21 protein-coding genes and 1 pseudogene are annotated in these 24,227 nt (G+C 73.8%); 7 read left to right on the top strand and 15 right to left on the bottom strand.

Annotation, left to right across the window (positions count from 1 at the left end; genetic code table 11):
* Positions 1 to 91 precede the first annotated feature (91 nt).
* Positions 92 to 256, top strand: coding sequence for a hypothetical protein (locus tag E0504_RS50525; protein WP_165938627.1), 165 nt, complete (start codon positions 92 to 94; stop codon positions 254 to 256).
* 16 nt (positions 257 to 272) lie between these two features.
* On the opposite strand, the gene E0504_RS27595 is transcribed toward E0504_RS50525, so the two are convergent.
* Complete coding sequence (locus E0504_RS27595) at positions 273 to 671, bottom strand: cold-shock protein (RefSeq protein ID WP_012157590.1); 399 nt, start codon at positions 669 to 671, stop codon at positions 273 to 275.
* Between the two features lie 393 nt (positions 672 to 1,064).
* On the opposite strand from E0504_RS27595, the gene E0504_RS27590 reads away from it, so the two are divergent.
* Entirely contained in the window at positions 1,065 to 1,292 is a 228-nt protein-coding gene (locus tag E0504_RS27590) for a hypothetical protein (RefSeq protein WP_112109371.1), read from the top strand.
* A 22-nt stretch (positions 1,293 to 1,314) separates the two neighbouring features.
* Here E0504_RS27590 and larE read toward each other — a convergent pair whose 3' ends face one another.
* Positions 1,315 to 2,775 (bottom strand): ATP-dependent sacrificial sulfur transferase LarE, encoded by a 1,461-nt coding sequence (larE, locus tag E0504_RS27585; RefSeq protein ID WP_255565782.1) that lies wholly within the window; start codon positions 2,773 to 2,775, stop codon positions 1,315 to 1,317.
* A gap of 58 nt (positions 2,776 to 2,833) precedes the next feature.
* On the opposite strand from larE, the gene purS reads away from it, so the two are divergent.
* Positions 2,834 to 3,097 carry a phosphoribosylformylglycinamidine synthase subunit PurS gene (gene purS, locus E0504_RS27580; RefSeq protein ID WP_012157592.1) on the top strand — a complete coding sequence of 88 codons (264 nt, stop codon included), beginning with the start codon at positions 2,834 to 2,836 and terminating at the stop codon, positions 3,095 to 3,097.
* 50 nt (positions 3,098 to 3,147) lie between these two features.
* Here purS and E0504_RS27575 read toward each other — a convergent pair whose 3' ends face one another.
* The 5 genes and pseudogenes from E0504_RS27575 to E0504_RS27555 all read right to left on the bottom strand — a co-directional run bounded on the left by E0504_RS27575 (position 3,148) and on the right by E0504_RS27555 (position 7,935).
* Positions 3,148 to 3,498 carry a rhodanese-like domain-containing protein gene (locus E0504_RS27575; protein ID WP_071063959.1) on the bottom strand — a complete coding sequence of 117 codons (351 nt, stop codon included), beginning with the start codon at positions 3,496 to 3,498 and terminating at the stop codon, positions 3,148 to 3,150.
* A gap of 49 nt (positions 3,499 to 3,547) precedes the next feature.
* A pseudogene (locus E0504_RS27570) lies at positions 3,548 to 3,811 on the bottom strand (zinc finger domain-containing protein); the annotation flags it as partial.
* Between the two features lie 60 nt (positions 3,812 to 3,871).
* Positions 3,872 to 4,768, bottom strand: coding sequence for a 1,4-dihydroxy-6-naphthoate synthase (locus tag E0504_RS27565; RefSeq protein WP_112109373.1), 897 nt, complete (start codon positions 4,766 to 4,768; stop codon positions 3,872 to 3,874).
* A 38-nt stretch (positions 4,769 to 4,806) separates the two neighbouring features.
* Entirely contained in the window at positions 4,807 to 5,748 is a 942-nt protein-coding gene (gene mqnB, locus E0504_RS27560; protein WP_112109374.1) for a futalosine hydrolase, read from the bottom strand.
* A 243-nt stretch (positions 5,749 to 5,991) separates the two neighbouring features.
* Complete coding sequence (locus E0504_RS27555; RefSeq protein ID WP_112109375.1) at positions 5,992 to 7,935, bottom strand: MFS transporter; 1,944 nt, start codon at positions 7,933 to 7,935, stop codon at positions 5,992 to 5,994.
* 433 nt (positions 7,936 to 8,368) lie between these two features.
* On the opposite strand from E0504_RS27555, the gene E0504_RS27550 reads away from it, so the two are divergent.
* Entirely contained in the window at positions 8,369 to 9,283 is a 915-nt protein-coding gene (locus E0504_RS27550; RefSeq protein ID WP_373693941.1) for a DUF3027 domain-containing protein, read from the top strand.
* A 289-nt stretch (positions 9,284 to 9,572) separates the two neighbouring features.
* On the opposite strand, the gene purL is transcribed toward E0504_RS27550, so the two are convergent.
* The 4 genes from purL to E0504_RS27530 all read right to left on the bottom strand — a co-directional run bounded on the left by purL (position 9,573) and on the right by E0504_RS27530 (position 14,659).
* The gene (gene purL, locus E0504_RS27545; RefSeq protein WP_112109377.1) at positions 9,573 to 11,927 is read right to left on the bottom strand and encodes a phosphoribosylformylglycinamidine synthase subunit PurL; all 2,355 of its coding nucleotides are present in this window, start codon (positions 11,925 to 11,927) and stop codon (positions 9,573 to 9,575) included.
* Between the two features lie 151 nt (positions 11,928 to 12,078).
* On the bottom strand, positions 12,079 to 13,113 hold the full coding sequence (locus E0504_RS27540; RefSeq protein ID WP_131626085.1) for an ABC transporter substrate-binding protein: 1,035 nt from the start codon (positions 13,111 to 13,113) through the stop codon (positions 12,079 to 12,081).
* A gap of 171 nt (positions 13,114 to 13,284) precedes the next feature.
* Positions 13,285 to 13,971 (bottom strand): ABC transporter permease, encoded by a 687-nt coding sequence (locus E0504_RS27535; RefSeq protein ID WP_112109379.1) that lies wholly within the window; start codon positions 13,969 to 13,971, stop codon positions 13,285 to 13,287.
* Between the two features lie 7 nt (positions 13,972 to 13,978).
* The gene (locus E0504_RS27530) at positions 13,979 to 14,659 is read right to left on the bottom strand and encodes an ABC transporter permease (RefSeq protein WP_373693946.1); all 681 of its coding nucleotides are present in this window, start codon (positions 14,657 to 14,659) and stop codon (positions 13,979 to 13,981) included.
* Positions 14,660 to 14,846: 187 nt separating this feature from the next.
* Here E0504_RS27530 and E0504_RS27525 point away from each other — a divergent pair, with 187 nt between their 5' ends.
* A complete protein-coding gene (locus tag E0504_RS27525) occupies positions 14,847 to 15,827 on the top strand; it encodes an ABC transporter ATP-binding protein (protein ID WP_071064021.1) in 981 nt (326 codons plus the stop codon).
* A 30-nt stretch (positions 15,828 to 15,857) separates the two neighbouring features.
* Here E0504_RS27525 and purQ read toward each other — a convergent pair whose 3' ends face one another.
* The 3 genes from purQ to E0504_RS27510 form a co-directional block, all read right to left on the bottom strand.
* Positions 15,858 to 16,577, bottom strand: a complete 720-nt coding sequence (purQ, locus tag E0504_RS27520) for a phosphoribosylformylglycinamidine synthase subunit PurQ (RefSeq protein WP_112109381.1) — start codon at positions 16,575 to 16,577, stop codon at positions 15,858 to 15,860.
* A 133-nt stretch (positions 16,578 to 16,710) separates the two neighbouring features.
* Complete coding sequence (locus E0504_RS27515) at positions 16,711 to 17,487, bottom strand: ATP-binding protein (protein WP_243657638.1); 777 nt, start codon at positions 17,485 to 17,487, stop codon at positions 16,711 to 16,713.
* 6 nt (positions 17,488 to 17,493) lie between these two features.
* On the bottom strand, positions 17,494 to 18,453 hold the full coding sequence (locus E0504_RS27510; protein ID WP_131626084.1) for an NAD(P)/FAD-dependent oxidoreductase: 960 nt from the start codon (positions 18,451 to 18,453) through the stop codon (positions 17,494 to 17,496).
* A 604-nt stretch (positions 18,454 to 19,057) separates the two neighbouring features.
* Between E0504_RS27510 and E0504_RS27505 the strand changes: the two genes are divergently transcribed.
* Both E0504_RS27505 and E0504_RS27500 read left to right on the top strand, forming a co-directional pair.
* Positions 19,058 to 20,083, top strand: a complete 1,026-nt coding sequence (locus tag E0504_RS27505; RefSeq protein ID WP_112109384.1) for a DUF5926 family protein — start codon at positions 19,058 to 19,060, stop codon at positions 20,081 to 20,083.
* 7 nt (positions 20,084 to 20,090) lie between these two features.
* Entirely contained in the window at positions 20,091 to 21,269 is a 1,179-nt protein-coding gene (locus E0504_RS27500; RefSeq protein WP_131626083.1) for a geranylgeranyl reductase family protein, read from the top strand.
* A 123-nt stretch (positions 21,270 to 21,392) separates the two neighbouring features.
* Here E0504_RS27500 and E0504_RS27495 read toward each other — a convergent pair whose 3' ends face one another.
* Complete coding sequence (locus tag E0504_RS27495; RefSeq protein ID WP_243657637.1) at positions 21,393 to 23,882, bottom strand: AAA family ATPase; 2,490 nt, start codon at positions 23,880 to 23,882, stop codon at positions 21,393 to 21,395.
* Positions 23,883 to 24,227: the final 345 nt, after the last annotated feature.

The following is a 24,227-nucleotide window of genomic DNA, read 5'->3' as shown; positions in this document are numbered from 1 at the left end:
CGGTGTCAGAGTCGTCGATACCAGAGCGGACGGCGCAGCGGTGCGCCCCGGACCAGTCCGCATCGCGACACCCCGGACGGGAGCACCGCTGATGACCGAGACCGCCGGGCCGTGGCTGGCCTGCCCCTGGTGCGGTGGGCAGGTGCCGCTGGCGCACCTGGTGCCCTCGGACGAGGAGCCCGGCGCCGTGGTCGCGGTCTGCGCGGGCTGCGGACGCCGGGTGACGATCACCCCGCCGGACGACCCCCGGGCCTGACCGGGGGTCGCGCCTGTCAGCGCTCGAGCTCGTTGGCGACCGCGTGGACGACCTTGGCCACCTTCTGGGCCGCCCTGCGGTCGGGGTAGCGCCCGCGGCGCAGGTCGCGTTGGACGTCGTCGAGGACCTTGATCATGTCTTCGACCATGCTGTGGAGCTCGTCGGGGCTGCGCCGTGAGGCGTTCGCGGCGGCCTTGGCAACGGACGGAGGAGCACTCAGAATGCGCAGCGAGAGCGCCTGATCGCCCTTCCGGCCGGCGGCAATGCCGAACTCGACCCGATCGCCGGGCTTGAGGCGATCCACACCGGACGGCAGAGCGGCCTTGTGGACGAAGACGTCGGCGTCGCCGTCATCACGGCTGAGAAAACCGAAACCCCTGTCGACGTCGAACCACTTGACTTTGCCGGTGGGCACGGGCGACCTCGTTCTGCGTTGCGGATCGGCGGATTGACACGCGGTGACGGATTCCCAGGCTATCCGGCGCCCGCCTCATGTGTAGCCCCTTCGCGGACGATGACACCGCGTGGCCGGGGCCCGACATCGTCCCCGGATGACCACGCCGATGTTCGTCCGACACCGGACACTTCGTGGCTGACTGCGGAATATGGAGCGTCTGTCCGGTAAGGCGAGTTCTTCCGGAGCCCAAGGACGTTACAGAAGACGCATCCGGGGCAGGACCGCCGTGCGCGTGACGCGGAACGGTCGCGCTGCAGGACACAAGCGCACACGGCGCGCACCAGCGGACGCACCAGCAGGAGCACACAACGCGCAACCAGAAAGAATCGATCGTTCGGAGGAGTGAGCTCCATGTCGAAGCCCGACCGTGATCTCGACTTCCGCGACGCGGACGCTTTCGCCGAGGCCGAGGACAGCCGTCGCCGCGACGAGAACGCGCACGCCGACGGAGGTACCGCCGACGCCGCGGCGATGCGGGAGGCCGACGGCCTCTCGGCGACGCCGAGTGAGGCCGCCGCCTACCGCGAGCACGTCGAGCGGGGCGCCCGGCAGCAGGGCGAGGGCGCCCCGACCTTCTGAGGCGCTGATCCCGATCCGGGTGTCAGGCCGGCTCGGTCTGGCGCCCGGGGGCGGGAAGGAGCTCGTTCATCGAGCCGGACCGGAAGCCCCGGGGATCGACCTCCGCGTGGGCGAAACCGGACTCGACGACCACCGAGACCAGATCGGGACGGGCCACCAGTCCGGCCACGTGGTCGGCATCCACCTCGATCCGGGCGACGTCCCCGAGATCGCGCACGCGCAGGTCGCGGATGTGCAGGCCGGCCGCTGCCGTGGCCACCCGCAGCGCCGTCTCGGCACGCTCCACCCGGGCGAGCCGGGCCGGGCTGACCCGCACCCCGTAGGCGATCCGGCTCGCCAGGCAGGCCGCCGCCGGCTTGTCCCAGGTGGGCAGCCCCCAGGCCCGGGACGCGGCGCGCACCTGGGCCTTGGTCAGACCGGCGTCCAGCAACGGCGTGCGCGCGCCCCGGCTGGCCGCCGCGCCGATGCCGGGCCGGAACCCCGCACGCGCGTCGTCGGCGTTGGTTCCGGTGACCACGTGCGCCAGACCCAGCTCGACGGCCAGCGGCGCGAGTGTGTCGACGAGCTCGGACTTGCAGAAGTAGCAACGGTTGGAGCTGTTGGCGCGGTAGCCCTCGTGGCTCATCTCGTCGGTCGCCGGGAACAGGTGGCGCACCCCGAGGCCGGTGGCGAAGCGGCGGGCCGCGTCGAGTTCGGCCGCGGGCAGGGACGCCGACACGGCCGTGGCCGCGACCACGGCGTCGGGGCCGAGTTCCCGCGCGGCGGCGGCCAGCAGGAAGGCGGAGTCCGCGCCGCCCGAGAAGGCGACCAGCACCGATCCGAGCTCACCCAGCCGTGCGCTGAGCGTGTCCAGGCGCCGGCGGAGCACCTCGTCCGCCAGCCAGGCCGGGAAGGCCGCCAGGTCGGGCAGGACGACGTCCGCCCCGGCCGCGGTCAGGTCGTCCGGCGGGCAGGGGCCGGTGGGCACCGCGACGGAGGCCGCCCCGCCCGCGCGCGCGCCGTGGACGTCCCCGACGTGGTCGCCGACGAAGACGTCCACGCCGTGCTCCTCGATCGCCGCGCCCTTGGTCTCGGCGAACAGCCAGCCCGCGACGTGGTCCGCTGTGATCCCGATGTGCTCCAGGCTGGCCCGGGCCAGCGGCTCGCTCTTCGCGGTCACGACCACGACCCGCCCACCGGCGCTGCGGACCGCCTCGACGGCCTCGGTGGCGTGCGGCATCGCGACGGAGACGGGCACCGCGTGCACCGCGTAGAGCTCGCGATAGCGGGCGGCCCGCCGGGCCACCTCGTCCGCCGGGAACCAGCGGGCGATCTCGTCCTCGAGTGGGGGGCCGAGCCGGCGCACGGCGGCCTCGCCATCGATCGTGACGCCGGTCTCGGTGGCCAGCTCGGCGAAGGTGGCGACGATCCCGCGGCGGGCGTCCAGCAGGGTCATGTCCAGGTCGAAACCGACGACCAGGGTGGATGTTCTCCAGGGGGACACCCGGCGAGCCTAACCAGCCAGGCGGACGGGCCGCCGAAAGCCGGTAAGGTCCGCGGGTGTGACCAGGGTTGTGGTGGATGTGATGCTCAAGCCGGAGATCCTCGACCCGCAGGGCCAGGCGGTGCTCACGGCGCTGCCGCGCCTCGGCGTGGCCGGGATCAGCGGCGTTCGCCAGGGCAAGCGTTTCGAGCTGGACCTGGACGGCGAGGCCGACGCCGAGGCGCTGGCGCGCATCGAGCACCTCGCGTCGACGCTGCTGGCGAACCCGGTGATCGAGGACTATGTCGTCCGGGTGGAACCAGCGCGGGTGGAAGCCGACTAGGCGGAGCCGCGCCGCCGCGGTGAGCCGCGGCGGCGGCGGTCAGAGCACGGTCAGAGCACGGTGGGGGCGAGCGGGGTCTCGCTGATCATGGGGCGGCCGGCGGCCTGCCAGCCGATCATCCCGTTCACGAGGTTGCGGGCCTGCCAGCCCTCACGGGCCAGGTGCGCGGTGACGGCGGCCGACCGGCTGCCGGAGCGGCACACCACGACGATCTCCCGCTCCCGGGGGACCTCGCTGATGCGGGCCAGGAAGTCGCCCATCGGGATGTGGACCGCGCCGTCGATGTGACCGGCGGCCCACTCGTCGGGCTCGCGTACGTCGACGAGCAGCGGGCCACCCTCGGCGGGCAGGTGGACGGGAAGCTCCGTCACGTTCACGGTCGGTATCTGCTGGGGACTCACAGTGCCATCCTGCCACCCGCCGCGGGGCTGGGCGGATGCGGCGTGGCGCTCACCTGAGCAACCTTGACATCCGCCGGTCGGCCAGAACCCGCCCGCCGGTCTGGCAGGTGGGGCAGTACTGCAGCGAGCGATCGGTGAACGACACCTCCCGGACGGTGTCCCCGCAGCGCGGGCAGGGTAGCCCGGCCTGGCCGTGCACGTTCAGCCCGAGCTTCTTCTCCGCCTTGAGGTCGCCGGCGGCCAGGCCCTGCGCGGCACGCTCCGCATCGCGCAGCACGCCGGTGACGGCCTCGTGGAGCTGGCCGACCTCGTCGCCGGCATGAACGTCAGTGTGACACTCCCGGCCCTGCTAACGGGCCCGGCGCGGCTCTGGCTACGCGCCGGTGGTCAGAGTGCTGGCGGTCGGGGCGGTGGCGGTCAGGGCGCCGGCGGGCAGCTCCGGGACGAGGCCGGCGGCGGCGGCGCGCCCGAGCAGCTCCCGGACGGCGGCGAAGCCCTCGTCCCCCAGATCGAGAGTGAAGTCGTTGACGTAGAGCTCGATGTGGGCGTTCGCGACCTCGGGGGCCATCTCCTGCGCGTGCTCGATCACGAAGGTCGCGCTGGCGGCCCGGTCGGCGAAGGCCGCGGCCACGCTGGCCCGCACGGCGGCCGACAACGCGGCGGTGTCGAGCCCGCGGCGGGCCACGATGGCGCCGAGCGGAATCGGGAGCCCCGTCCGGCCCTCCCACCAGTCACCGAGGTCCGCCACCGCGGTCAGTCCGTAGGACGGGTAGGTGAACCGCGACTCGTGGATGACCAGCCCGGCGTCGTACTGGCCGTCCCGGACGGCGGGCATGATCCGGTCGAACGGCACGACGTTGATCGAGCCGATGCCGAGCTGCTCGGCCCACAGCCGGAACAGCAGGTAGGCGGTGGTGCGGGTGCCCGGGATGGCGACCGAGGCGCCGCGCAGGTCCGTCTGCCCGGCGGTCAGGACGAGCGGTCCGCACCCGCGGCCGAGCGCGCCGCCGGCGGTGAGCAGCGAGTAGCGGTCGAGCAGCCACGGCAGGGCCGCGTAGGAGACCTTGACCAGGTCGTCCCGGCCGTCGGCGGCGCGGGCGTTCAGCACGTCGATGTCGGCGAAGGTCGTCGACACCGCCGGGGCACCCGGGACCAACCCGTGGATGAGCGCGTGGAAGGCGAAGGTGTCGTTCGGGCACGGTGAGATGGCGAGCGTCAGCTGGTCCGGCGCCGGGGCTCCGCCCTCGCTTCCGATCGGCGGTGTACTCATGCGCGACCTCCTGGTCCGTTGCCTCCCGAGGGCCCGGGCTAGCCCGTCGGCCCCGACTCCTTCTCCGCGCGGGGGGCGGGTACCAGGCCCTCCGGGTGTGCCACGAGCGCCGCCGCCGCGGTGCGCAGGCTGCTCAGCGCGGCCTGCGTGTTCCACGCCGCGCGGTCCCGCCGGCCGACCGGGTTGCTGACCGCGCGGATCTCCGTCACCGGAACACCGAACGCGCCCGCGGCAATCCCGACGGCGTACCCCTCCATCGCCTCGGCGACCGGGTCCAGCCGTGCTGTGAGCGCCGCGGCCCGCCGCTCCGTCCCGGTCACGGTCGACACAGTGAGGACGGTGCCACTCACGATTCTGCGCCCGGTGATGTCGAGAACGGTCGTCAGCCGCCGGACGAGGTCGGCGTCGGGCTGCAGGGTCGACGAGCCGAGGCCCAGGTCGTCCATGGTCAGGAACGCGCCCGCCGCCACCGGGCCCGGTGGCGGGCCGGGCTGGTACGGGGGTGCCCCGGTGGGGTGGAAGCCCAGGTTGCGGTCCATCTCGTTGATCCGGACCGGGGCTGCCGGCTCGGCCGGCTCGTCGAGTCCGGACTCGGCACCGAGGTCCGCGGCGACCATCCGGTCGGCGATCACCAGGTCGCCGACCTCAGCCCAGCCGCGGAAACCGCCTGCGATCCCCATCGAGATGACCAGCCCGAACGGCTCGCCGGCCGCGCTCGCGACCGCCAGGGCGACGGCCGTCCCGGCCGCGGACGCCGGACCAGCCGGGCCGGCGGCGAGAACGGTCACCGGACCGCGCCGGCGCCCGACGTAGGGCCCGAGGGTCGAGGTGGTCAGCAACTGCCGGTCCCAGTCGGGCGAGACCAGGCCGCCGGGCCCGGACGGAGTGCGCGAGCGGCCGCGCGACCAACTCCCCATCAGACCGGCGCACACCGCGTCCGCCTCGGCGTTCACCGCGGTGACGATGAGGGTGCGGGTCATGACCTGCTCAAGATCATGGTTTGGACGTGTCCTCGTCTTCCGTCGCGCCGTTGGGGCGCCGGTCTGCGACCAGGCCACCGTGCCGGACGGCGCAGTGACGGCACGATCCCTGTGATGTGGTGCAAACCGGACTTAGTTGACGGACCCTAGCACCGCGATCGACCCTCCGTGGTTCCGAGCACCCGCTGTGATCTGGCGCTCACGGTTATCTCCAGGCGTGGCGGGCGGCCTGCCCTGTGGGAGCTATCGTGGCCGGTCGCGGCGCCAGCGGCCACGGCGGGCGGAGCCGTCCGGAGGGTCGGGATCCTCCAGCGTCCGCGGCACCGCGGGGGTGGGCACACCGGGCTGCTCCTGCCCCGCCGTACCCGGCCCGGGTGTCCCGCCCGCGTCCGGCCCCGGCGGCCTGTCCTGGACCGGTTCCTGCTGGTACGACTGCTGTCGGCCCTGCCGGTAGCCGTTCTGCTGGTGGCCCGGTTGCCCGGAGTCCAGATGGTAGGGCTGCTGGTAGGCATGGTGCAGCTGCGGTGCCGGGCCGTACGCGCCGCCCGTGCCCTCGGCCGCCGCCGGCCCGGGGACGAGCGGGTGCCCCAGCGGGTTCGTAGCGTCGGGATCGCCGCCGGCCCACTGCCCGCCGCCGACGGGCCCCCGCCAACTGACCGGGACGTCAGCCCGCGGATCGGGGGCGTACCAGCCGTTCATGGAACCCGTGGGCACTGCACCCGCGGGTGCGGGGCTGACCGGTGGGGGACCGACCGCGGTGGGGTCGGTCGCTGTGGGATCGGCGACAGCGTGGTCGGTTGTCGCGTAGCCGGCCGGCGCGGGAACGGTGTCGGCGACGGGCGCGGACGGCTGCGCCGGTGCCTGCGGGCCCGCCCACGGCGGCTTGGCGCCGGTGGTCTCCCGGGCCGTGGGCCGGTGGCGCTCGCGGGCCTGGCGGCGGGCCTCCCGCAGCGCCCGGGACTGCAGGACGAGGGCCAGCCCGACCGCCGCCGCGGCGAGCGCGAAGCCGAGCGTGCCCGGCATCTCGATCAGCCCGAACGCGCCGCCGGTCACCCAGCCGAGCTGCAGCGCAGTCTCGGAGCGGGCGAAGGCCGAGCCCCGGGTGTCCTCGACGATGTCGCGCTGGATTATGGCGTCCAGCGCCAGCTTGGCCATCGAGCCCGCCGTCATCGCCAGCAGGGCCGCGACCAGCGAGGTGAACCGGGTGTACGTCACCGCGGCGACGAGGCATCCGCTCGCCGCCAGCAGCAGGCCCAGCATGAGAATTCCCTCGGGACGCCGGCGCCCGAGCCGCCCGCCGATGAGGACGCCGATTCCGCTGCCGAATCCCGCCGTCGCCGCGAGGGCGCCGAGCCACAGGTTGTTGCCGCCGTTCGTCCGCAGCAGGAATGCCAGGTAAAAGGTGAGGAAGCCCACCAGTCCGCGCAGGACCAGCGTCGCCCGCAACGCGACGGGCAGCGCGCCGAGCGCCGCGGCGAACCGGGTGCGCAGGTTGCCCCGCCGGCGCGGGCCGGTGAGCTCGCGCAGCGTCCGCTCACCGGCCGCGGAGTCGACGTGGCCGGGCAGGTTGAAGGCCAGCAGCACCCCGGCCATGTAGATCAGCGCGCACACCCGCAGGACCCACGGATAGCCGACGAACGGGATGTTGGCCAGCCCGAGGCCGACCGGGGCGACGATCGCGCCGGCGACGATGTTGACCAGGGAGATCCGGGAGTTGACCTTGACCAGGGTCATCTCCGGCGGCGTGACTCGCGGCACGACGGCGCTGCGGGCGACGCCGAACGCCCGCGACAGGACGAGCAGCCCGAGGGCGAGCGGGTAGACCGCGAGCCCGTCCAGCGCGCCGGCCAGCTGCCAGGCCAGCAGGCACCGCCCGAGGCAGATGGCCGCGAGCGCGGTGCGCCGCCCGTAGGCCACCCTGTCCAGCAGCGGCCCCACGACCGGGGCCAGCAGGGCGAACGGCACCATCGTGATCAGTAGGTAAAGTGCCACCTTGGACCGGGCCTCGCCGGTCGGCACCGCGAAGAACAGCGAGCCGGCCAGCGCCACCGTGACGAGCGCGTCGCCCGCCGCGTTGACGAAAGACAACTCGGTCAGCGAGGACAGCCCGGACTGTTGCGCGCCGTCGCGGCGAATGGTCGCACGCAGGCGGTTGAGTCCTTCGGTGAGCGTGCTTCCCGGCTTCACTCTGCCGAGTGTCCTCGCCAGTACCGCTCGAGACCACGACCACATCGGGCGGGGCGACCGTCGTTGGGTGAGAATACGTGCCGTGGAAGCACTAGAAGTTCGTTCCGAGTCGGCTGGGGCCCGTGGGTCCCGGGGTTCGTCGGATGGTGCCGGCGTTCCCCCCGCTGACACTGCGACGGATCACAGTGAGGCCACGGCGCCGTCCCCCGCGGACGAGAAGCCACGCCGGCCCGTGCGCCGGTCGTCGCGCCGTACGCGGGCGGCAGCGGCCGAGCCCACTCCCCCGACGTCACCTGACGCGCCAGCCTCCGCCGCCGACGCATCGGGTGACCCGCCCGCCGGTGACCCGCCCGCCGGTGGGCCGCCCGCCGGTGGGCCGGCTGATGCGTCCGTCGACGTTCCGGCTGGTGCGGTGTCGGGGCACGAAAGGGCGGTGCCCGGGACATCCGAGCCCGAAACCCCCGCGCCGGCGGTGCGGGCGCGGATCGCGCGGACGGGACGTCTGCTGCGGGAGCCCGTCCTCGACGCGGTGTGCGCCGGCGCGGTGGACCTCGCCCGTGCCGCGGCCGAGGAGGAGGCCGATTCGCCCGCAGAGGTCGGCAGGCACCTCGGTGTCGAGGCCGAGGCGGAGCGGCTCGTCCTGCACCGGTTCGAGTGCCTCTCCCGCGCCTACGTCGGCTGGACCTGGACCGTCGTCGTCGCGCGTGCGTCGCGCATCCGGAAGGCGACCGTCAACGACGTCATACTGACGCCGGGCGAGGGCGCGGTGCTCGCCCCGGCCTGGGTGCCCTGGTCCGAGCGCCTGCGGCCGGGTGACGTCGGCGTGGGCGACCTGCTCCCGACGGCCGTGGACGACCCCCGGCTGGCGCTGCGGGCGAGTGACGCGGAGGAGATCGACGACCCCGAGGCCTGGATGGGGCTCGGGATCGGCCGCCCCCGGATGCTGTCGACCTTCGGCCGGGAGGAAGCCGCCGAGCGCTGGTACGGCGGTGACTCCGGGCCGGACGCGTCCATCGCCAAGGTCGCGCCGGCGGCCTGCCTGACCTGCGGCTTCCATGTCCGGCTCGTCGGTGCGCTCGGCCGCCTGTTCGGGGTGTGCGCGAACGAGCTCGCCCCGGATGACGGCCGGGTCACAGCCGTCGACCACGGCTGCGGAGCCCATTCGGAGGCGCTGATCGCGCCCTCGGCGCATCCGGAGCCGGTCCCCTTCGACGAGGACCCCTCCGACCTGACTCCGACCGACATCGAGCTGGTCGGGGTGGCCGCGCACTCCCCGGGCTCAGTCCCGGACCAGCCCCCCGGCACCGCCGACGCCGACGCCGGCCCGGAGCCCTACGGCCACTCCTGATCTGGTCGGGCACCTGCTGTCGGGCCGGGCGAAATGATGTGTGGCGATTGAGTGAGTCCATGGACTCACTCAATCGCCACGGTTGTTTTTGGGTGTCCGGAAGCCGATGATTTGTCGGGCTGGCTTGGCTTGGGTGTGGGTGGCGGCTGTTGGTCGCCAGGAAGGGGCTTGTGGGCGCGTTTCTGATTGTTTTGTAAGGCTCAATTCAATTGTTTAACCGGACATCGACCGCGCCGCGTCCGGGCCCGCACCGACCCGCGTTCGGGCCGTGGCCTCAGGCTCCGTGGCCTCAGGCTCCGCGGCCGAACAGGCGGGGCAGCGTGCCCTCGTGGGCCGCCCGCAGCTCGTCCAGCGGTATGGCGAACTCGCCGGCGACGTTCAGGCTTCCGCCTCCGCCGTTGCCGTTGCCAACGCCGTTTCCGCTGCCGCGGTCGGCTTCGCCGTCGGTCACGACGCCGATCTGCCGGCACGGCAGGCCCCGGTCCGCGCACAGCCGCGCGAAACGGTCCTGCTCGGCGGCGGGGACGGCGACGACCGCCCGTCCGGCCGATTCGCTGAACAGCTCGACGAACGCGTCCGCCCCGGCGGGCAGCTCGATCCGTGCCCCGTGCCCGCCTCGCAGGCAGGACTCGACCAGCGCCTGGGCGAGCCCGCCCTCGGAGAGGTCGTGGGCCGCGGTGAGCAGCCCTTCGCGGGAGCCCCCGACGAGGATCTCGCCGAGCAGCTTCTCCCGTTCCAGGTCGACGGCCGGCGGCGTCCCGCCGAGATGGCCGTGGGTCGCCCAGGCCCACTCGGAGCCGCCGAACTCGTCCCGGGTGTCGCCCAGCAGGAGCAGCGCGTCGCCCTCGTCCGTGAAGCCGATGGGGGTGCGGCGAGTGACGTCGTCGAACAGGCCGAGCACGCCGACGACCGGCGTCGGATGGATCGGCGCCGAGCCGGTCTGGTTGTAGAAGGACACGTTCCCGCCGGTGACCGGCAGGCCGAGCCGCCGGCAGGCGTCGGCGAGCCCGGCGCAGGCCTGGGCGAACTGCCACATGACCTCCGGGTCCTCGGGGGAGCCGAAGTTCAGGCAGTTGGTCACCGCGATCGGCTCGGCGCCGGCCGCGGTGACGTTGCGGCACGCTTCGGCCAGGGCGAGCTGCGCCCCGGCGAACGGGTCCAGCCGGGCGTAGCGGCCGTTGCCGTCGGTGGCCAGCGCGATGCCGAGCCCGGAGGCCGACAGCCGCAGGACGCCGGCGTCCTCGGGCTGGGCCAGCACCGTGTTGGCCTGCACGTACCGGTCGTACTGCTCGGTCACCCAGGCCCGCGAGCACAGGTTCGGGGAGGCGATCATCCGCAGCAGGGTCGCCCGCAGCGCGTCGCCGGTGCGCGGCCGTTCCAGGGCGGACGGCGTGTCCGCCCGCAGCACGTCAAGGTCGACCGGGCGGCGCATCGGGCGTTCGTAGACCGGCCCGTCGTCGGCGAGCGAGCCCGGCGGGACGTCCACGACGACCTCGCCGTGCCAGCGGACGACGAGGCGGCCGCTGTCGGTCACCGTGCCGATGTTGGTGGCGATCACGCCCCACCGCTCGGCGAGCGCCAGCACCTCGGGCAGCGCGTCCGGGGTGACGATGGCCAGCATCCGCTCCTGGGACTCGCTGGCCAGGACCTCGTGCGCCGCCATCGACGCCTCGCGCAGCGGTACGAGGTCGAGGTCGACCTCCATGCCGCCGGGCTGGCCGGTGGCGATGCCGGCGGCGGTCGTCTCGGTGAGCGCGCAGGTCAGGCCGGCCCCGCCGAGGTCCTGGATGCCGGTGACCAGGCCGCGGTCGAACAGCTCCAGGCAGCACTCGATGAGGATCTTCTCAGTGAACGGGTCCCCGACCTGCACGGACGGCCGCCGGGCCGGGCCGCCGCCCTCGTCGAAGGTGGCTGAGGCGAGCACCGAGACGCCGCCGATGCCGTCCCGGCCGGTTTTCGCGCCGAGCAGCACCACGGCGTTGCCGACCCCGGTGGCGGCGGAGGTCTGCACCCGCCCGACCGGCATCACGCCGACGCACAGGGCGTTGACCAGCGGGTTCCCGCCGTACACCGGGTCGAAGACGACTTCGCCGCCGATGGTCGGCAGGCCCAGGCAGTTGCCGTAGCCGCCGATGCCGGCGACCACGCCGGGCAGCACCCGGGCGGTGTCGGGGGCGTCGGCGGCGCCGAAGCGCAGCGGGTCGAGGATCCCGATCGGCCGGGCCCCCATGGTCAGGATGTCGCGGACGATGCCGCCGACACCGGTCGCCGCGCCCTGGTACGGCTCGACGAAGCTCGGGTGGTTGTGCGACTCGACCTTGAAGGTGACGGCCAGGCCCTCGCCGACGTCCACCACGCCGGCGTTCTCACCCATGCCGACCAGGAGCCGGTCTGTGGCCGGAGTGTCCCGGAACTGGCGCAGGTGCACCTTGGACGACTTGTACGAGCAGTGCTCGCTCCACATCACCGAGTACATGGCCAGCTCGGCGTCGGTGGGGACCCGGCCGAGGGTGGCGACGATCCGCTCGTACTCGTCGTCGGTCAGGCCCAGCTCGCGGTAGGGCTGGCGGTCGACGGTGCCCTCGCCCGGGCCGTCGGCCTGGTCGTCGGGGCTGGTCGTGGGGGCGGAAGGCGTTCCGGTCACGCCCCCATCCTGGCGGATGCGCGCCGGTCGGGTGGCGGCGACGCCGCGGGCGCCACCCCCGGCCCACCACAGAGCCCACCGAAGGGACGGCGGCTCGTCCCGCCGAGGCCCGGCTGGGCGCGCGGCTGGTCGGCCGCTGGTCGGTGACCGGTCAGCTGTCCAGCAGGCCCTTCTCGGCCAGGAAGTCGTGCGCGACCTCCTCGGACTTCTCCCGCTCCGCGTCCACCCTCTTGTTCAGCTCGGCCAGGTCCGCCGTCGTGAGCACCGGCGCCAGCGCGTTCAGTGCCGAGGTGATCTCCGGGGCGAGCGAGTCGGTGTTCACGATCGGCACCAGGTTGTCGGCGTTCTGGAGCTTCTTGTCGTCGGTCAGCACGACCAGGTTGTAGTCGTTGACGGTGGCGTCGGTGGTGAGCACCAGGCCGAGCTGCGCGGTGTTGTCCCGTACCGCGGCCTTGGTCTGGGCGGTCGCCACACCGGTTTCGACGATCTCGGAGATCTCGATCCCGTAGGTCTTCTCCAACCCGGGCTGGCAGAACGGGCGGGTCGCGCACTCGGCGCCCGCAGCGAGCTTCACTGTCAGGCCACTGGCACCCAGGTCGGTCAGGGTCGTCAGGTGGTGCTCCGCGGCAAAGGACCTGCTCACCGCGAAGGCATTCTGGTCGACCGCGTCGGCCGGCTCGAGCACGCTCAGGCCCAGCCCCTTCGCGAGGCGGCGCAGCCCGGCCAGCGACGCGTTCAGGTCCGACGACGAGACCGAGGCGGCTCCGGAGCCGTTGACCTGGGAGTTCAGCAGGTCGGCGTAGGTCGCCACATACTGCGGCATGGCGTCGATCTGCCCGCTCTCCAGGGAGGACTGGGCGATCTCGGTGCTCTGCACCGAGGTCCGCTCGACCTTGTAGCCGGCGTTGGTGAGCAGTTCGCCGTACATGTCGGCGAGGATCTTGCTCTCGGTGAAGCCGGCGTCGGCGACGGTGAGTGAACCAAGGCTGGCGCCGCCGGAGCCGTCGCCGCAGGCCGCAGTGGTCAGCGCGAGAGCCAGCATGGCCGCCGCCGCGGCACCCACCCGGCGCCGGCCGGCACGGCGCGGACACGGGCGGATCCGTCGGGTGCGCCGGGTGCGCCGGCGCACGGCCTGCCCAGCCTCTGCCGCCACCGACGTTGGTTCGCTCACGTTCGCCGACCCCATCCCTCGTCCTGTCGCCGTTGTCGTTGGCGTGCGGCCCGGCCCCGCCCCGGGTCACCCTGCCGTGCGACCAGTTGCCAGTGCAACCCAGACCGGCCGTTGTCACCAGGACGACCGCAACTCGGAAACCCCGGCCGACGGCGACCTGCCGGACGTCCGTGTGGGCCAGGGCCGTCACGCTCCGGCGCGGACCCGCCCGGTGGAGCCGCCGCGGGGGGCCACGAGCCGCTGCGCGCACAGCAGGACGGCGTCCACCGCCAGCGCGAGCACGGCCACCAGCACCGCGCCGCCGACGACCTTGGGATCGTCGTGCTGGGCCAGGCCGTCCACCACGAACCGGCCGAGGCCGCCGCCGCCGATCAGCGCGGCGATGGTCGCCGTCCCGACGACCTGCACCGCCGCCAGCCGCAGCCCGATTATGATCATCGGCGCGGCCAGCGGGAGCTCGACACCGCGCAGGATCTGCCAGCCGGACATGCCCATCCCACGGGCGGCCTCGCGGGCGTCACCGTCGATCTCCCGGACGCCCACGTAGCTGTTCGTGACCAGCGGGGCGAGCGCGAAGAGGGTGAGCGCCGCGATCGTCGTCGTGTCGCCGATGCCGAGCGGTCCGATCGCCAGCAGCACGAGCACGGCGAAGGTGGGCACCGCGCGTCCGATGTTCGAGATGTTGATCGCCAGGGTGCCGCCGCGGCCGGCGTGGCCGAGGGCCGCTCCGAGTGGCAGCGCCAGGGCGGCGGCGATCCCGACAGACGCGCCGCTGAGCACGAGGTGCTCGCCGAGCCGGGCGAGGATCCCCTCGGGGCCGGACCAGTTGGCGCCGTCCGACAGCCACGACGCCGTCTTGGTGATCATGCTCATGTCGGGCTCATCCGCCGCGCGGCCCGTGCGTCCTGTGCGTCCTGTGTGCTCCGTGTGCCGTGTGTGCCCCGTGCGCGCCGTGCCGCCACGGGGTGAGCAGCCACTGCGCCGCGACGAACAGCAGGTCCGCGGTGACGGCCAGGGCAACGCAGAGCACGGACGCGGTCAGCACCTCGGCCCTGAACGTGCTGCCCAGCCCGTCGTAGATGAGGTCGCCGAGCCCGCCGTGCCCGATCGTCGCCCCGACCGTCGTGAGGGCGATCGTCGACACCGTGGCGACGCGCAGCGCGGCCATGATGGACGGCAGCGCGAGCGGCAGCTCCACGGTGACCAGCAGCCGGGCCGGCCCGTACCCCATCCCGACCGCCGCCGCCCGCACCTCGGGCGGGACGGAGCCCAGCCCGGTGAGGAACCCGCGGAAGAGGATCACCAGGGTGTAGGCGACCAGGCCGATCAGCACACTCGTCCGGGACAGGCCGGTGAACGGCAGCAGGATGGCGAAGAACGCCAGCGACGGCACCGTGTACAGGGCGCTGGTGGCGGCGCTGATCCAGGCGGCCAGCGCCGGCCGGCGGCGGGCGGCCAGAACGAGCGGGGCGGCGATCAGCGTGCCGTAGCCGACCGCGCTCACGGTGAGGCCGACGTGCTCGCGTAACGCGGCCATGATCTCGTCCAAGCGGGACGACACGTAGTCGCCACAGATCCACGCGTTGCGTTCCAGGCAGCCGTCCGCGAGGAGTGCCACCACTGCACGGTAGCCGTCCACCGGTAGAAAACCCGGGGGAGCGGGATGAGGTGCGGGAGCGGCGCTGTTTGCTCCGGTGACACGGTGGGGGCTGTGGGACGGAGCGCGTGTGGAGACGACGGCCCGACCGATGATCACCTTGGACGGGGTCGGCAAGCGCTACCCGGACGGCACGGTCGCCGTCGCGGACCTGTCCTTCGCGGTCGCCACCGGCGAGCTGATGTGCCTGGTAGGGCCGTCGGGGTGCGGCAAGACAACCGTCATTCGGATGATCAACCGTCTGGTGGAGCCGACGTCCGGGCGGATCACCGTCGACGGCGAGGACGTCGTCCGTTCGGACCCGGTGCGGCTGCGGCGGCGGATCGGCTACGTGATCCAGCAGGTCGGGCTGTTCCCGCACCAGACCGTCTTCGCCAACGTGGCGACGGTGCCGCGGCTGCTGGGCTGGAGCCGGTCGCGGACCCGGGAGCGGGTCCGGGCACTGCTCGAGCTGGTCGGGCTCGATCCCGGCACCGTATCGGTGCGTTATCCGCGGGAGCTGTCCGGCGGTCAGCAGCAGCGGGTCGGGGTCGCCCGGGCGCTCGCGGCCGACCCGCCCGTCCTGCTCATGGACGAGCCGTTCTCCGCGATCGACCCGATTGCCCGCGACCGGCTGCAGGTGGAGTTCCTCCGCCTGCAGCGGGAGATCCGCAAGACGGTCGTGTTCGTCACCCATGACCTGGCCGAGGCCGTCCGGCTGGGTGATCGGGTCGCGGTGCTCGGCCAGGGCGGCCGCCTGGAGCAGTTGGACACCCCGGCCCAGGTGCTGGGTGCCCCGGCCAGCCCGTTCGTCGCCGACTTCACCGGCGCGGACCGCATGCTGCTGCGCCTGTCCGTCACCCCGCTGCGCCGCGCCGACCTGACGGATCCGGCCGATCCGGCGGAGTGGGCCAACGCCCTGGCGGGGGTGGAGGTCGGTGCCTCGCTGCGGGAGGCGCTCGCGGTGATGCTCGCCACCGGGGACGGCAGAGTCGAGGTACGGGAGCGCGGCACGCCGGTCGGCGTGCTCACCCCATCCACCCTGCACGCCGCCCTGCGGCGTTCGCTGGCCGCCGATCAGGAGAACGGTTGAGGAGTCGGGCCGCCAGCCGGGGCCGGCGGGCTAGGCGGCGGGGCGGAGCAGCGCGCCGAGTACCGAGGTGAACATCCGCAGGCCGTCTGTGCCCGGACCGGTGAGCTCCTCGACGGCGTGCTCCGGATGTGGCATCAGGCCGACCACCCGCCGGTTCTCGCTGCACACTCCGGCGATGTCGTCCACCGAGCCGTTCGGGTTGCCACCCACGTAGCGGACGACCACCCTGTCCTGCGCGGCGAGCTGGGCCAGGGTCGCGGCGTCGGCGACGTAGCGGCCCTCGCCGTGCTTGACCGGGACGACGATCTCCTCGCCGGGGGAGTAGGCGCTGGTCCAGGCGGTGCTGGTGGTCGCGACCCGCAGCCGCTGGTCACGGCACACGAAGTGCAACCCCGCATTGCGGGTCAGCGCGCCCGGCAGCAGCCCGGCCTCGCACAGCACCTGGAACCCGTTGCAGATCCCCAGGACGGGCAGGCCCGCGCGGGCCGCCTCGACGACGGCGCCGACGACCGGCGAGAACCGGGCGATCGCCCCGGCCCGCAGGTAGTCGCCGTAGGAGAAACCGCCGGGGAGGACGACCGCGTCCACCCCGGACAGCTCGTCGTCGCCGTGCCAGAGCGGCACCGGCTCGGCGCCGGCGAGGCGCACGGCCGCCGCGGCGTCCCGGTCGTCCAACGAACCCGGGAAGGTCACCACACCGACTCGCGGGGCGCGTGCCGCGCCGCCGCCGCCGGCAGCTGCTCCCACCATCTGCCCACCACCGTCCTCGACCCGCCCGCCAGGCAGCCGCGGTGACGCACCGCGATGATCTGCCGTGGCGCGCGCCTGGTGCCGCGCGATCCGCGCCGCGGCCGGGGTCTCAACCTACCGGCAGCGTGCCTCCTCAGGCGCCGTCCGGGGCGGGGTCGCGGTGCTGGCCCGACCAGGGCCCACGGCTCGAGCGCACCTGGCCGAGCTGGGCGCCGGGGGCGCTCTCATCCCAGGTAAGCAATTTCTCAAGATGCACCCGGGTGCCCGGGTGTGGTCCGTCCACGGTGTGGAACTGCACGTGATCCATGAGCGCGCGCATCAGGAAGATCCCACGGCCCTGTTCCGGGACGGCGTCGGTGGGCACCTGTTCGAGCCACTGCTGGTCGGAATACGGCTGGTCGGGATTCGACTGGTCCTGCCGCGGCTGGCCGGGACTGGTGCGCGTTACCCAGGCACCGGTGCGTGAAACCGCCCCGTCCGGATTCGCGTCGCCGGGATTCGCCTCATCCGGGTCAACGCCGTTGTGAAACGCGACGTCGACATCCTCCCGGACAGGGATTCCGCTGCCGTCGAAGGCCGCCAGGGCGTCGAAGCCCCCGCCGTGGTCGACGACCTCGATCGCCGCGACCTGGTTGTCCACGCCGACCGACACCTCGTACTCGTCGTCCGCCGTGGCGTGGAGGAGCACGTTCGCACACGCTTCGGTCAATGCAAGCTCGACATCGTCGATGCATTCTTGTGAAACACCGAGAACCTTCAGTGCCTGTGTGCAAATACGGCGGACGATCGGAATGGAGATCTCATCACGGGGGAGCGACAGACTGAGTTTGATCTCCATATCGCTCGGTGTACCCCGCCTACCGGACATCAATCGGAGGCATTCCGCCGGCGCGACCCGGCCGGGCGTCACGCGGGATCATCCGACCTCCTCGGCGATCGCCCGGGCGAGCTCGGTGCCCGACCGCCAGGCGGACTCGACCCGGGGCTCGCCCCAGCCGTCGCCGGCCAGCCCCACCCGAGCCTGGCCGAGGAAGTAGGTCCGCTCCCGTGGTTGCTCGGGGCGAGCGAACGTCCAGCGTTGGACGTATGTCCAGGCCGGGTCGGTGGGGATGCCGAGGAGCCGGCGGCGGGCCGCGGTGAGGTCGCCGGCGGCCGCTCGCGGGTCCGTCAGCCGGCCGGCGGCGAACTCCGCGGTGGAGTGCGCCACCAGAACGGGCGCGTTGTCGCCGCGCCGGCGGCCGTCGTCGGCGATCCAGGCGAGGGTCGGGTCGCCGTGGACGAAGGCGCCGTCCAGTGGGGGCCACCCTCGGGCCTCCCAGCCCGCGAGCAGGGCGAGCGCCGGGGACCACCGCCGTCCGATGAGCTCCGTGCGCTCCGTGTCGAGATCGGGGTCGAGGTGGCGCAGGGCCTGCGGATCGGGCATCGCCAGGACGACGGCGTCCACCGGTTCGCCGTCCACCACCGGCCCCGGGCGCACCATGCTGATCGGGGACGACTGCGAGACCCGCAGGCCGCCGCGGGTGGCGAGGTCGGCGACCAGCGAGCGGATGCCGTGCGGGGCGGCGTACCGCAGCGGGCCCGGCACCGGCTCGGACAGCGTCGCCGACGGGCCGTCGATCACCGGGAAGCGGTGCGTCCAGGGGCGGACGAGACCACGGATGAGCCAATCGTCGACGACCTCGATGAACTCTGGGCTGCGCGCGGTGAAGTACGACGCCCCGGCGTCGACGATCCGGCCGTCGATCCAGCGCGAGGCCATCCGGCCGCCGATCACCCGGCCGCGGTCGCGCACCTCGACACTGATGCCCCGCGCCCGCAGCTCGCGCGCGCACGCGACACCCGCGATCCCGCCACCTGCAACGATGACCTTCGCCACCCGTCAACCGCCCTGTGTGGTTCGCCTGTGTGCCTCATATGGACGCTGGTCGTCCGGTCCGGCGATCCGCGTTGGAGGGCCTGTGCCTCCATCGTGCCCTCACCGGGCCGGCCCGAGACCTCGCAACCACCTCCACGCATGCTGATCGAAGGGAAAACTCCCAGGTCGGAGAGGGTTAACTCGGAGGAGTAGGGGTTGAACCCCCATGTTGGTCACCTAAAGCGACCAGTTGAATACCTGGATTGATGCCGTTCGGGTGGAACGTCAGCGCAGCGGGCCTGTCTGCGTGAACGCGTCGGCACGCACACGGAATGTCGCCGGTGATGGCTGCTGGGTGGGAGTCGCGCACCGGCGGCGCATGTCGAACGTGACACCGGCCGTGCATGCCCTAGCCTTACCGCACGAATAACCGTCGGCGATCCTCGCCGCCGGCCGCGCCGGCCGCGCCGGCCGCGCCGGCGCTCGCGCCGACACACGCACCAGCACACACGCACCAGGCGCAAGCGCCAGGTGCAGGCAAACGCACCAGGCAAACGCACCGACATCGTCATCGACCCGCCCCGCACGGCGCTCGGCGCCTCGGGCCCGACCCCGGAGGCTCGCGATCGCCCGCCGAACGACACCCAGCCGTCCCGGATCCGCCACCGCCACCGCTCTCGCTGACGTACCGGCGGTCGGCCCCCGCCAGCCCTGCCCGTGCGGCTCCGGCCGCCGGTACAAGGCCTGCCATGGGGAGCGCCGCCGGGCGGCCCCGGTGCTGCGCCCGTTCGCGGGCCGCGCGGACGAGCCGGACCTGGTCGCGCTGCGCGAGTTCGTCCCCAGCGCGACCGCGCCCCTGACCCTGTCGGCGGAGCACCTGGCCGCCCATCCCGGCCACGCGGACCGGCGGATCATCCTGGGCACGCTGCTGCCGCAGGCCGCGCCCGCGGTGGTCCGTGACGACGGCGAGATCCTGCTGGCGATGCAGACCCTCGTCGGCGGTCTCGACGCCTCGGCGGACGTCGCCGGCGCGCTGATCGCCGCGCTCGAGGCGAAGCCCGGCACGGTGGTGGACGGCGGGCCGGCGTCCGCGCCGCAGGCGGTGGAGCGGCTGCCCGGGGGCCTGGCGGACCTGCCCCGCCTCGCCGACCTGCTCGACCCGGCGCCGCTCGAGATCACCGTGCATCCCGGGTTCACCTGGTGGGTGCCGTCGTCGGAGGACGCCGAGCCGAGCGCCGACGTCGTGGCGACCCTGGATCGGGCGAACGCGACGGTCGTGCCGACGACCCGGTTGGCCTCCGTCCCGGCCGCCTACTGGTGCAGCCCCGGCGACCGGCTGCACCTGCGCTGGGTGCTGCCGCTCGACGCCGACCGGACGGAGGAGGCCCTCCTCGACGCCCTCGCCCGTCTCGCCGCCGCCGGCAGCCTCAGCGTCGGCGAGGGCTCGCGGTTCGTCGGGTCGTTCCGCGCCGACGGTCTTGTGGTCCCGGTGTGGGATCTCGCGCCGGGCGCCGACGCCGACTCCTGCGAGAAGCCCGCGGCCCAGCTGTGGACGGCGCTGCGCGAGACCCTCGACGATCAGCGGGAACTGACCGCGCAGGAGCGGCGGGTCCGCGCCGGCGTGGTCGGGCGCACGCTCACCCTCCGATAGGACGGCCGTGCCACCGGAGCCACCATCGCCGGTCTTTGACGTGGTCGTGCTGGGTGCCGGGCCGGCCGGCACGAGCGCGGCGCGCGCGGCCGCCGAGGCCGGCGCCCGGGTGTGCGTGCTCGAGCGGATGGCCGTGCCGCGGTACAAGACCTGCGGCGGCGGCCTGGTCGGCCTGTCCGTCGACCACGCCGGGATCGATCTCGCTCCACTCGTCCGGTCGCGGGTGGACGCGCTCACGATGACCCTCGACGGCCGGCACCCGGTCACCCGGCGCAGCAAGGACGGCCGTCCGCTGCTGTCGATGGTGATGCGCTCGGAGCTGGACGCGGCGCTGCTCGACTCGGCGAAGGCGGCCGGTGCGGAGGTCCGCACCGGTGTGCACGTGACCGGGCTGCGCGAGGAGGGCACGGCCGAGCCCGGGCGTGGTGAGGTGGTCGTCCAGGTGCGGTCCGGGCCGGCGGTGCGGGCGCGGGTGGTGGTCGGCGCCGACGGCACCTCGGGCCGGGCCGGCACGCACGTCGGCGTCACCTGCGACCAGGTGGACGTCGGCCTCGAGGGCGAGTTCGAGGTGCCCGCCCCGGTGGCCGGCGAGTGGTCCGGCCGGATGCTGCTCGACTGGGGCCCGGTGCCCGGATCGTACGGGTGGGTCTTCCCGAAGGGCGACGTGCTCACGGTCGGGGTCATCGGCGCCCGGGAGCACGGGCCCGCACTGCGCCGCTACTACGACGCGCTCGTCGAGCGGCTCGGCCTCACCGCCGCCCCCCGGCTGCACGACTCCGGCCACCTGACGCGGGTGCGGGCCGCCGGCTCACCGTTGCGGCGCGGCCGGGTGCTTCTCGCCGGCGACGCGGCGGGCCTGCTCGACCCGTGGACCAGGGAAGGGATCTCCTTCGCGCTGCGCTCCGGCCGGCTCGCGGGCATCAGCGCCGCCGCCGGCGCGGCCGGTGACCCGACGGCCCTCGACCGGTACCCGGCGCGGATCGAGGGCGTGTTCGGGCCGGAGATCGCCGCGGGCAGGTCGGTGCTGGCGGTGTTCACCCGCCGTCCGGCGCTCATGCACACGATGATGACCCGGGTACCGGGCACGTTCGGGCTGTTCGGCCGGATCATCGAGGGCCGCTCCACGATCGCCCGCCAGCTGCGCCGGCCCGGCATGGCCGCCGTCATCGCTGCGCTGGGCCGCTGACGCCCGGCAGGGCGTCCCACACGGTGCCCGTCACGACGGCGGCGGGCCTGACCGGCGGCTCTCACGGTGGCCCCCACCCGGCGGCGCTCCGGACGGCTTCCGGGTGGCCCGCCACCGGACGGGTCAGCCGAAGCGCTCGGCCACCGCTCCGGCGATCTCCTCGTAGGCCCGGCGGGTCTCCCGCCGGAGCTCGTCGAGGACGATGTGCCCGCCGCTGGCGAGATGCGGGTCGAACGGCACCCGGACGACCTGGCGGGTCCGTGACGCGAAGTGGTCCTCGAGCGCGTCGACGTCCACCGTCTCACCCTGCTGGGGGAACATCGAGATCACGGTCACGGCTTCGCTGACGTGGTCGTTGTAGCCGTGCGCGTCGAGCCAGTCCAGGGTGCCGCTGGCGCTCGCGCCGCCGTCCGCGCTCGCGTTGCTCACGATCACCAGCGTGTCGGCGAGCTCCAGCACCCCGTGCATCGCGCTGTGCAGCATGCCGGTGCCGCAGTCGGTCAGCAGGATCGAGTAATGCCGCTGCAGCAGGTCGTCGACCGCCCGGTAGTCCTCGTCTGCGAAGGCGTCCGAGATCTCCGGATCGCTGGCGGAGGCGAGCACCTCCAGCCGTGACGCCGACTGCGACAGGTACCGGCGGACGTCCACGTAACGGTGCAGCTGATCGGCGTCGGCGAGCAGATCGCGGACGGTGTGCCGGGTCGTCCGCTCGACCCGGACGCCGAGCGTCCCCCGATCGGGGTTCGCGTCGATCGCCACGACCCGGTCGCCGCGCAGGCTGGCCAGGGTGGACCCGAGCGAGACCGTCGTCGTGGTCTTGCCGACGCCGCCCTTGAGGGACAGCACCGCGATGCGGTGGCAGTCGTCGAGGGGGGTGCGGATCCGGGCGAGCAGACGCCGGTAGCGGGCCTCGTCCGGGGACGGGCCGGGATTGAGCGCGCCGGCCGACACCTGGTAGACCAGTCGCCGCCAGCCACGGGACGCGGTGTCCGGCGACGCCGGCAACAGGGCGGCGGGGGGCAGCCCCGTGCCGGACCGCGGGTCGTCGTAGCGCGGGTCACCGCGCGGCCCGTACTCGTCGGGTGGCCAGGTCTGCTCCCGCGGCCAGGACCTGTCGTGGACGTCGTCCGCGTCGACCCGGTCACCAGGCATCGGGTCATGGCGCACCTCGATGCCGTGCATCTCGGCAGCGTGCATCTCGGCAGCGTGCATTTCGGCAGCGTGCATTTCGGCACTGCGCACGTCGACGCCGCGCATTCCGGCGCTGTTGATCCCGGCGCTGTCGATCTCGGAGCCGTGGATCTCGGAGCCGGGCATCCCGGCACCGTAGGCCGGGCCGCTGTGGAACCCGTGGCCCCAGCCGCGGCCGGCTTGGTCCGGGGCGTCGTCGTGGTACAGCCCGGGGCCGGTGCCCGCCGGGCCGGGCGGCGGGGCCGACTGCGGGCGCGCCGGCGGCAGCGCGGGTGGCCCCACCGGATCGCGCAACCAGGACGCGACCCGGCCGGAGGTGTGCGGGTCGGTTCGCGGGATCGGCGAGGCCCCGGTGGCGCCCGGCGGCGGGGGCGGAGCCGGGTAGAGCGTGGACGGTCGGTACTCCCCGGTCGTCTCGACCGGGGTGGGGCCGGGTCGGGAAGCGGTGCCGGGGGCCGGGGGAAACCGGTCGTGGATCGGGTCGAACGTCCGGGTGGCCACGCCGTCGATCACGTGGCCCGGCCGGGGCGGCTGCTCCGCCGGGGGCGGTGGAGGAGTCGGGTCGCGGAAGGCCGGGCGGATCGACGGCCAGGTGTCGATCCCCGGCGCCGGCGGCCCGGGGAGCGACCCGAGCGGCAGTCCTCCCGTGGGGGGCGGGAGCGACATGGCCTCGGTCGCCGGCCCGAGCGACATGGCCTCGGTGGGCGGGGGTGGCGGCCGCATGGCCTCCGTGGGCGGGGGCGAGTGCCGCACCGCCTCTGTGGGCGCGGGTGAGGGCCCCATCGCTTCGGTGGGCGGAGGCGGGGGCCGCATGGCCTCGGTGGGCGGTGGCACGGGCGGCATGGGTGCCGCCGGGCGGTCGCCGCGGGCCTGCTGCCATGATCCGGGGCGCTCCCGGCCGTACGACGGCGCGGGAGCGGCGCCGTCCCGCCAGGGATCGACGGGCACCGCCGCGGGCGGCGGCGGGTCGCCGGCCCAGATCTGTCGCCCGGGATCGACGGCGGGCGGCGGGCCCGGTGTCTGGTGTTGCGGCGAGCCCGGTGTCTGGTGCTGGCGCTGTGCCCACGGCGGCGGATCGTTGAAGCCTTCCGGGCCTCCGACCTCGATGGCGTCGTCCGGACCACCAACGGACCACCCCTGCGGCCGGGCGTCACGCGAGTGGTTGCCGTACGGCGATCTGTGCCGGGCCGCTCCGTCGTGCGGTCCGCCGTCGTACGGCCCGCTGCCGGGCGGCGGTGAGTGGATCGCCGACACGTCGTAGGACGAGGCTCCTCCGTAGGATGCGGCCGCGTCCTGCCGGTGAGCGCTCTGCCGGTGGGCGTCGTGTCGGTGAGCGTCCTGCGGGCCGGTCACCTCGACAACGGACATGCCGTCCCGAGGCGACGGGCGGTCCCCGCCACCGATGTCGTCGGTCCTGTTCATGATCGAGTACTCATGATCCCGCCTGAGATGAACGGCCGCCGTGCGGCGAAATCACACGGTCAACCCTGCCCCGGCACACTGTCCAGCCCGGCTCCTCCGTTCGGGCCGTCAACGACGAGAGTCGGTCCAGGATGACATGAGTCGGAGGGTCGTGACGGCACGGCCTGTCACGGTCGCGTTCGGGAGCCGGCAGTGCGTCGGTATTTGCGAAGGGCCTCGCCGTTGGTGGCCGCGTCGTCGGGCCGGCGGTGTGTGCAGGAGTCCTGGGGCCCTGGAGGCGATAGATATGCACGCCGGCCAGGTCCCTGCGCACGGTGCCGAGCCACCGCGGCGGTTGAGTGACAG

This window comes from Parafrankia sp. BMG5.11, from assembly GCF_004337455.1.
The sequence above is the reverse complement of the archived record's forward strand: the minus strand, read 5'-3'. Positions and strand labels throughout refer to the sequence as shown.

Coding starts and splice junctions, on each gene's coding strand:
- E0504_RS50525 (WP_165938627.1), top strand. CDS start 92: ATGACCGAGACCGCCGGGCCGTGGCTGGCCTGCCCCTGGTGCGGTGGG.
- E0504_RS27525 (WP_071064021.1), top strand. CDS start 14,847: ATGATCACCTTGGACGGGGTCGGCAAGCGCTACCCGGACGGCACGGTC.
- mqnB (WP_112109374.1), bottom strand. CDS start 5,748: ATGACCCGCACCCTCATCGTCACCGCGGTGAACGCCGAGGCGGACGCG.
- E0504_RS27540 (WP_131626085.1), bottom strand. CDS start 13,113: ATGGGGTCGGCGAACGTGAGCGAACCAACGTCGGTGGCGGCAGAGGCT.
- purQ (WP_112109381.1), bottom strand. CDS start 16,577: ATGGTGGGAGCAGCTGCCGGCGGCGGCGGCGCGGCACGCGCCCCGCGA.
- E0504_RS27590 (WP_112109371.1), top strand. CDS start 1,065: ATGTCGAAGCCCGACCGTGATCTCGACTTCCGCGACGCGGACGCTTTC.
- E0504_RS27495 (WP_243657637.1), bottom strand. CDS start 23,882: ATGAACAGGACCGACGACATCGGTGGCGGGGACCGCCCGTCGCCTCGG.
- E0504_RS27535 (WP_112109379.1), bottom strand. CDS start 13,971: ATGAGCATGATCACCAAGACGGCGTCGTGGCTGTCGGACGGCGCCAAC.
- E0504_RS27565 (WP_112109373.1), bottom strand. CDS start 4,768: ATGAGTACACCGCCGATCGGAAGCGAGGGCGGAGCCCCGGCGCCGGAC.